The following is a 7,925-nucleotide window of genomic DNA, read 5'->3' on the forward strand; positions in this document are numbered from 1 at the left end:
TCGCTGATCGAACGGCACCTGCCGAACTAGGCAGGCAGGGCCAGCTTCGTCGCAATGGCATGGCGGGAGAATTGAACCTTGGCTGACGACATCTTCATTACCCCGCGCGAGGCCATGGGCCTCGGGGGGGCGGTATTCGTCGACGCGACCGGCTTCATGCCGGCAGCCGGGCGCAAGGGCGTGGATGCGTACCGCGAGGCGCGCCTGCCCGGGGCCGTCTTCTTCGATATCGACGCCGTTGCCGACCGTACCAGCACGCTGCCCCATATGGCGCCAGGCAGCGCCACGCTGGCGCGCTGGTTCGCCCAAGCGGGCGTGCCGGCCGGTCAGCCGCTCATCATCTATGACCAGAACGGCTACTTCGCCTCGCCGCGCGTCTGGTGGACCTTGCGGCGGTCGGGCCTCAATGCGCGCATTCTCGATGGCGGTATCAATGGCTGGAAGGCCGAAGGCGGGGCGACTGAAACCGGTGCACCGCCAGCTCGCACGCCCTTGCCGTCCGCGCCTGATCTGCTGCTCATCCGCGACGATGCCGTTCGCTGGGACGACGTGCTGCATCATGTCGAGGCCGGTGACGCCCTGATTGTGGATGCGCGCCCGGCAGGCCGATTTGCGGGCACGGAACCTGAGCCGCGGGCGGGCCTTTCCTCCGGGCACATGCCCGGTGCGGTGAATCTGCCTGCCTCCAAGCTCGCGGACCCAGACGGGCGCTTTCTGGCTGGCCAGAGCCTGCTGGATGCCCTGCCGACCGCCGACCGCAGCCAGCGCATCATCTGCACCTGCGGGTCGGGGATTACGGCGGCGATCCTGCACGCGGGCTTCACCCGCGCCGGCTTTACCGATGTCTGGCTCTATGACGGCTCATGGATGGAGTGGGCGGCCCGCGGCGATCTGCCGATCGTCAAAAGCTGAACAGCGTTCACATCGGTCTCTCGACAGCGCAGCAAACCACGCTAGCTTGCGGTGCAACAAACGTTTCAAGGGGAGGGCTTCATGGCCGGACTGGACATTCTCGACGGGCGGCTGAGCGTGCCTGTCATCGGCGCGCCGCTTTTCATCATTTCGCACCCTGATCTTGTCATCGCCCAGTGCAAGGCCGGGGTTGTGGGGTCTTTCCCGGCGCTCAATGCCCGTCCGCAAAGCCAGCTCGATGAATGGCTCGACCAGATCACGTCGGAGCTGGACAGCTATAACCGGGCGAACCCGGACAAGCCGGCAGCACCGTTTGCGGTCAATCAGATCGTCCACCGTTCCAATGAACGCCTGGAAGCCGACCTGGAAACCTGCGCCAAATACAAGGTGCCGCTGGTCATCACCTCGCTGGGTGCGCGCGAGGACCTCAACCAGGCTGTTCATTCCTGGGGTGGCAAGACCCTGCACGACATCATCAATATCCGCTTTGCGCAGAAGGCACTGGAAAAGGGCGCTGACGGCCTGATCGCGGTCTGCTCGGGCGCTGGCGGCCATGCCGGCACGCTCTCGCCGTTTGCGCTGATCGCCGAGATACGCGAATTCTTTGACGGGCCACTTCTGGTGTCCGGTGCGATCTCCACCGGGGCTGGCGTGCTCGCGGCGCAGGCCATGGGCGCCGACTATGCCTATATCGGCTCGGCCTTCATCGCGACCCAGGAAGCGCGTGCAACCGATGGCTACAAGCAGGGCATTGTGGATGGCCGCGCCGAGGACATCGTCTACACCAACCTCTTCACCGGCGTTCACGGCAACTACCTGAAGAAATCCATCACTGATGCCGGTCTCGATCCGGACAATCTGCCCGAAAGCGATCCCTCCAAGATGAATTTCGGCTCCGGCGGCAATTCAGGCGCCAAGGCGTGGAAGGATATCTGGGGTTCGGGTCAGGGCATCGGCTCGATCGACGCAGTGCGTCCGGTTGCCGATTATGTCGCGCGCCTGAAAGCCGAGTACGAGGCCGCGAAAAAGCGGGTGTGCTAGCGGCCTTCTGTTTTGCGTTTCAACGGCGATAAGCCGGTGCCCAGTCATTTGGGATCCCGGCTTTCGCCGGGAAAACGCGGAAGTAGGAACGCAAGCAAGAGAAGACCGATCGCAAAACCCCGCACACCAAAACCTCCGCCAGGTTTACCTGCGAGAGCATGGAAGGGGTGCGGACGGCCCACCGGGCCGGATGGGGTAGTCGGGGCAGTCGGATGTGTGGCCTGCAAGGGCCGTCCGCACTGGTGAGGGTTGGTTGCCGCCGTATCCCCATTAAGCCCCATGCGGAGCTGTGAAAGCCGCGCCATCGATACCGATGACCGACAAACACAAGGAGCGGGGGCAAGCCCTCGCGCCGGTCTGCATCAAGCGTGTCGCGAGCATGCCCTTCCACCAGACCGGCAATCAGGATGATACGGGCAGGTGAGGTGCAGGGGGATAAGCTGGGCGAGTTCGCTTTTCGCGGACGGGTTTCTCCCCCCGTTCACGGGGGGAGTGCCGCGCAGCGGCGAGCGGGGTTACTCAGGAACACCCCCCTCCGCCTCGCTCCGCTCAGCACCTCCCCCGTCGACGCGGGAGGAAAACTGACGGGGGTCACACGAAGGCTGGGACCAGGCCCTCTAAAGGCTCGTCAGCCAGTCGGGCTTCACATATTTCAGGCCGAGATCGCGGGCGACCGGCTCGTAGGCGATGTGGCCTTCGGCGACGTTCAGGCCGCGGGCCAGATGGACGTCCTCGTTCATGGCCTTCTTCGCGCCCTTGTTGGCAATGGCGAGGGTGAAGGGCAGCGTTGCATTGGTCAGCGCAATCGTCGAGGTGCGCGCCACCGCGCCGGGCATGTTGGCCACGCAATAGTGGACAACGCCGTCGACAATGAAGGTCGGGCTCTGGTGAGTGGTAGGCTTTGAGGTTTCAAAGCAGCCGCCCTGATCGATGGCGATATCAACGAGCACCGCGCCATCCTTCATCTTTTTCAGCATGTCACGGGTGACGAGCTTGGGCGCGGCTGCGCCAGGGATCAGAACCGCACCGATGACCAGATCAGCGCCGATGATCGCTTCTTCCACTGATGCGGCGGTCGAGAAGGCGGTTTTCACGGCTCCCTGGAACTGGGCATCCAGCTCAGCGAGGCGCTTGATGGAGCGATCAAAAATCGTGACATCCGCGCGCAGGCCGACGGCCATTTCCGCCGCATGGGTGCCCGAAACGCCGCCGCCGAGGATCACCACCTTGGCCGGTTGCACGCCCGGCACGCCGCCGAGCAGCATGCCGCGCCCGCCATGGGATTTTTCCAGCGCGGTTGCGCCAACCTGAATCGACATGCGGCCCGCGACTTCCGACATGGGTTTGAGAAGCGGCAGGCGGCCTTCGTTGTCGGTCACCGTTTCGTAGGCAATCGCGATGCAGCCGGACTCCATCAGGCCCTTGGCCTGTTCGGGATCGGGCGCGAGATGCAGGTAGGTGAAGAGGGTGTGGTCCGGCGTCAGGCGCGCATACTCGATGGGCTGCGGCTCCTTCACCTTTACGATCAGCTCGGCGGATTTGAAGACCGCCTCTGCATCGGGGAGGATTTTGGCACCCACCGCCTCATAGGCGCTGTCGGCAAAGCCCACGCCTTCGCCGGCGCGGGTTTCCACGAAGACTTCGTGGCCGGCCCGGACCAGTTCGGTCGCGCCTGCAGGCGTCAGGCCGACGCGGTATTCGTGAACCTTGATCTCTCTGGGAACGCCAACGCGCATGGGGGATCCTCCCGCTGATTTCCGGCTTTCAGGATCATGCCTGAAATTGCGGGAAAGCTACTGGAAACGGCAGGTATCTGCAATCTGATGACGTTTTATGCAATAATCTTGCGTCATGAGAGGCAAGGTGGAATTATCCTGCAAGCGTTAACAGCCAGAGGGCGGTCAAACCGCACACTCTTCGAGAAAGTTTCATGACACTGGACGGGATAGATCGCGCACTTCTGACCCTGTTGCAGGATGAGGGACGGTTAGCCAATGCAGAGCTGGCGGAGCGGGTGGGGCTGTCGCCGTCTGCCTGTCACAGGCGGATACGCGCACTGGAGGCGCGCGGTGTCATCACCGGCTATGGCGCACAGGTCGACGCGGATGCTGTGGGGCGGGGGCTGACCGTCCTTGTACTCGTCACGCTTGAGAATCAGCGGCGCGAGACCATGCAGGCCTTCGAGGCGGCCATCGCCCAGGTCGAGGAGGTAATGGACTGCTATCTCACGACCGGCGCGGAGGATTACCTGCTGCGCCTGATGGTGCGCGATGCGCGCGACTATGAGCGGGTTCACCGCGAGCGGCTGTCCGGCCTGCCCGGCGTGGCTCGGCTCGTCTCCAACATTGCCATGCGTAAAGTATTCACCCGCACGGCCCTTCCGATTGCTCAGGCCATTTCGGCCACGCGCAAGGCGGTTTCAGGCGTGTAGGCGTCGATGACCTCGCGCACCCATTCGGCAATATCGGCCTCGGGCACTTCGGCATAGCGCAGCAGGGTCATCGCCATGTCGAGGCCCTCGGGCTGGCTGCGGCCCAGAACCGCGCGCATGCCCAGCGCCTCGTGACGGGCCTTGTCGGCTTCGCTGGAAACGGCAACGAAGCGGGCCAGATGGGGCAGGTGCTCACGCACGTAAGGGGTAATCTCTGCGGAAATCTCGTAGCGCGGCGCGGACAGGACGAGGGCGCAGGCCTTTGTCACATCGATAGCGCGAAGCAGCCGGGTATCAGACGGATCACCGAACGTGACCGAATAGCCATCGGCAATGGCCGCGAGGAATCGGTCCGGATCGCTTTCAACCGCGATGACAGGATGGCCAAAGCGGCTGAGCGCATCATAGGCGAGGCGGCCTGTGGCGTTCATTGCGAAAATAAGCACCGGGCCTTCATCGTCCTGCGTCTGGCTGACGGGCTTTCGGCTGGCCGTCGCGCTGGCGATCTTTCGCGCGATCTTGAGGCCCAGCGAGGCCCAGGCGGGGGTAAGAGCCAGCGAAAGCGCGGTCGTGGCCACAAGTATGCCTGCAAGCTCTGGACCCAGCGCCGCTGAAATGCCGGGCAAGGCGAGAATGACGAGGCCGAACTCGGAGCCTTGCGCCAGCGCAAAGCCAAGCTGCGCGCCGCCGGCAAGGCTCCACTTGTTGATGAGGGCCGCCAGCCAGCTCAGTGCCGTTTTCAGGACAAAGAGGACGGCAAGCGCAATGAGAATCCAGTGCGCCTGTCCCAGCATCATGCGCCAGTCCAGCGCCATGCCGACGGTGATGAAGAAGAAGCCGAGGAGCAGCGCGCCGAACGGCTTTGCCTCGGTACGGATCAGCGTCTTGTAGGGCGTGTCGGCGATGATCATGCCTGCAAGGAAAGCGCCCAGCGTCAGGGACAGTTCTAGCGCGCCGGTGGCCGCGGCTGTTGCCAGCACGAGGAACAGGGCGGCGGCGGTGAAGATGTCGTCATTGCGCGTCTTCGACAGCAGGCGGAAGAGTGGTCCGATGACAAAGCGGCCGAGCAGAAGGGCGACCCCCACCGCGATCCCCGCTTTCAGGGCAGACAGGCCAAGCGTCATGCCAAGATTGCCGCCGCCTTCGGTAGACAGGGCGACCGCGATCACCAGAAGGAAGATGCCGGCAATGTCCTGGAACACCAGGACGGCGGTGGTGGAGCGGCCGAGCGGGCAGGTTGCGATCCCGCGCTCGGCCAGCGTCTGGGTAACGACGGCGGTGGCTGAAATGCCAGCCGTCGCGCCTATGAGAAGGGCCAGCAGCCAGTCGAGCCCTGCGAGCCATCCGGCAAGGCCGAAACCGGCGGTGCACAGCAGCATCTGCGCCGGGGCAAGCCCCATCAGATCGCCCCGGCTTTCACGCACGGTCTTCAGGGAGAAGCCAAGGCCGATATCGAACAGAAGGAAGACAACGCCGAGCTGTGCGAGGAGACGGGTCGTGCCGTTCTCCTCCACCATGCCCAGGCCGAACGGTCCGATCAGCAGGCCGGCGGCGATAAAAGTGACGATGGGCGAGGTTTTCAGCAGTCGCGCCAGCATCACACAGGCAATGCCGACGCCCAGCAGCTTGATAGCCGGAAGGATTGCTTCGACTTCGCTCATGATTCCGCCTTTGCGCGTTCAGGGTGTATCGTCCGGGCTGGTCTGGGGAGTGTGCCGAATGATCGACCGAACGACTAGCGCCATTGCGGCAGCGTGCCTGAGTGTGGGGGGCGGGTTGCTGTCCGGGGGTATTATTGGACTGGTTGGCTACGCCGATGGAGCCCAGTTGATAAATGTCATGCTTGGCTTGGCTTCTGTCTTTGGAATTTCATTGTGCGTTGTAGGGACGCTTTTGCATTACCATTCGCTAGGCGATTGAGGTGTGCTATGGTGGCGTTATGGAAACGTTACTCGCCATAAATATCGCTGCAGCATTGCTTCTGGCTGTGGGAATTGGTCGTCTCGCTTGGATTTATCGATCCTCTGCACGTGATGACCGGTGCGCTGAGCCTGCTGGCGATGCTCGGATTGTATCAGAAGTTCATGAAGCGCCTGATGGCCCTCGACCTCCTAAAGCCAAACCCACTGTTAGTGCTAAACGGATAGGCAGTATCGATACCGTTAAGCGAGCTTCGAGGTCTCGTTCATATAGCATAAGCTCGAAAGCCAAGCTTTCGAGCAAACCAGACAGCGCCAGTATAAGCGCGTCCGCCAGTTCTGAAAAAAGCTAGCAGGCGGCTACACCTAATTCTGGTTCCGGGCGCTTCCCCGCGCTACATCCCGCCCATGACCGAAGAACGCTATTCCCGCCTCGAACAGCTTGGTGCCCAGACCGGTGCGCCGGACAGTCCTGAATCGGCGCAGCTGGAACGGGTGTCGAACCCGGCCGGTGGCACCGATTACATGATCCGTTTCACCTGTCCCGAGTTCACCTCGATCTGCCCGGTGACCGGCCAGCCCGACTTTGCTCACCTGGTCATTGATTATGTGCCGGGCGAATGGATCGTCGAATCGAAATCTCTGAAGCTCTTCCTGACCAGCTTCCGCAATCATGGTGCCTTCCACGAGGCGTGCACGATGATGATCGGGCAGCGCCTCGTCGACGAGATTGCACCCAAATGGCTGCGCATTGGCGGCTACTGGTATCCGCGTGGCGGCATCCCCATCGATATTTTCGGCCAGTGGGGCGAGTGCCCCAAGGGCGTCTGGGTGCCCGATCAGGGCGTGGCGCCGTATCGCGGGCGCGGCTAGTGCCTTTTGCCATTCATCTAGTTAAACCCGCCATTTATCTGGCGTTTATGACAATGAGCGGAGTTTGAACGCGCGCCTCGGGCGGCGTTCAGCCAGCGGTCTCTACACCTGTCATCACTGACGGCGCACTGAAGCGCCCAGCGACAGGATATGGAGACCAGAGATGAAACTTCGCAACGCACTTGCCCTTGGCCTCAGCCTTGTTGCCTTCGCCGGCATGGCGACGGCTGCCGAAGCGCAGAACCGCAACCGGGTGAACGTGAACCAGTCGGGCTATGCCCATGAGCTCTCGGCTCGCCAGCAAGGTTATCAGAACCGCCTCGCCATCGAGCAGCGCGGCACCTACCACTATGTCCAGACCATTCAGGCCGGTTCGCGTAATGGCGTGACGGTCGGTCAGGGCGGGCATGCCAATGACGCCTATGTCGACCAGCTTGGCCGCCGCAACACGGCCGTTGTCGGTCAGGAAGGCGCCTACAACCGCGGCTCGGCGATCCAGACCGGCGTGAACAACACGCTTGGCATCGCCCAGATCGGTTCGGGCAACACCGCCAATGCCAGCCAGGGCGGCAATAACAACACGCTCGGCGTGATCCAGGTCGGCAACGGCCAGACCGCCAATGTGCGCCAGTCCGGCAGCGGCAGTGTCGCCGTCATCATCCAGGGCAGCCACTGATCATGAGGTTCAGGCGTCCGGCGGGCGGATAACCGCCCGCCGGGCAGACGGGGAAAGGGCAAATCCGATGAAA

At 62.9% G+C, this 7,925-nt stretch carries 7 protein-coding genes; 5 read left to right on the forward strand and 2 right to left on the reverse strand.

The window, feature by feature from the left end; genetic code table 11:
- Positions 1-78: 78 nt before the first annotated feature.
- Positions 79-912 (forward strand): sulfurtransferase, encoded by an 834-nt coding sequence (locus tag ACTS2Z_RS09275; RefSeq protein ID WP_442572932.1) that lies wholly within the window; start codon positions 79-81, stop codon positions 910-912.
- 81 nt (positions 913-993) lie between these two features.
- Positions 994-1,953 (forward strand): NAD(P)H-dependent flavin oxidoreductase, encoded by a 960-nt coding sequence (locus ACTS2Z_RS09280; RefSeq protein ID WP_442572933.1) that lies wholly within the window; start codon positions 994-996, stop codon positions 1,951-1,953.
- A 617-nt stretch (positions 1,954-2,570) separates the two neighbouring features.
- Here ACTS2Z_RS09280 and ald read toward each other — a convergent pair.
- Complete coding sequence (gene ald / locus ACTS2Z_RS09285) at positions 2,571-3,689, reverse strand: alanine dehydrogenase (RefSeq protein WP_442572934.1); 1,119 nt, start codon at positions 3,687-3,689, stop codon at positions 2,571-2,573.
- 194 nt (positions 3,690-3,883) lie between these two features.
- On the opposite strand from ald, the gene ACTS2Z_RS09290 reads away from it, so the two are divergent.
- On the forward strand, positions 3,884-4,384 hold the full coding sequence (locus tag ACTS2Z_RS09290; RefSeq protein WP_442572935.1) for an Lrp/AsnC family transcriptional regulator: 501 nt from the start codon (positions 3,884-3,886) through the stop codon (positions 4,382-4,384).
- On the opposite strand, the gene ACTS2Z_RS09295 is transcribed toward ACTS2Z_RS09290, so the two are convergent.
- Entirely contained in the window at positions 4,342-6,045 is a 1,704-nt protein-coding gene (locus ACTS2Z_RS09295) for a cation:proton antiporter domain-containing protein (protein WP_442572936.1), read from the reverse strand. The genes ACTS2Z_RS09290 and ACTS2Z_RS09295 overlap by 43 nt on opposite strands.
- 666 nt (positions 6,046-6,711) lie before the next feature.
- Between ACTS2Z_RS09295 and queF the strand changes: the two genes are divergently transcribed.
- On the forward strand, positions 6,712-7,176 hold the full coding sequence (queF, locus tag ACTS2Z_RS09300) for a preQ(1) synthase (protein ID WP_442572937.1): 465 nt from the start codon (positions 6,712-6,714) through the stop codon (positions 7,174-7,176).
- Positions 7,177-7,339: 163 nt separating this feature from the next.
- Positions 7,340-7,852, forward strand: a complete 513-nt coding sequence (locus tag ACTS2Z_RS09305; protein WP_442572938.1) for a curlin-associated protein — start codon at positions 7,340-7,342, stop codon at positions 7,850-7,852.
- Positions 7,853-7,925 lie beyond the last annotated feature (73 nt).

Origin of the sequence: Glycocaulis sp. (assembly GCF_052168375.1) — a bacterium.
Taxonomy (GTDB): Bacteria; Pseudomonadota; Alphaproteobacteria; order Caulobacterales; family Maricaulaceae; genus Glycocaulis.

Coding starts and splice junctions, on each gene's coding strand:
- queF (WP_442572937.1), top strand. CDS start 6,712: ATGACCGAAGAACGCTATTCCCGCCTCGAACAGCTTGGTGCCCAGACC.
- ACTS2Z_RS09290 (WP_442572935.1), top strand. CDS start 3,884: ATGACACTGGACGGGATAGATCGCGCACTTCTGACCCTGTTGCAGGAT.
- ald (WP_442572934.1), bottom strand. CDS start 3,689: ATGCGCGTTGGCGTTCCCAGAGAGATCAAGGTTCACGAATACCGCGTC.
- ACTS2Z_RS09305 (WP_442572938.1), top strand. CDS start 7,340: ATGAAACTTCGCAACGCACTTGCCCTTGGCCTCAGCCTTGTTGCCTTC.
- ACTS2Z_RS09295 (WP_442572936.1), bottom strand. CDS start 6,045: ATGAGCGAAGTCGAAGCAATCCTTCCGGCTATCAAGCTGCTGGGCGTC.
- ACTS2Z_RS09280 (WP_442572933.1), top strand. CDS start 994: ATGGCCGGACTGGACATTCTCGACGGGCGGCTGAGCGTGCCTGTCATC.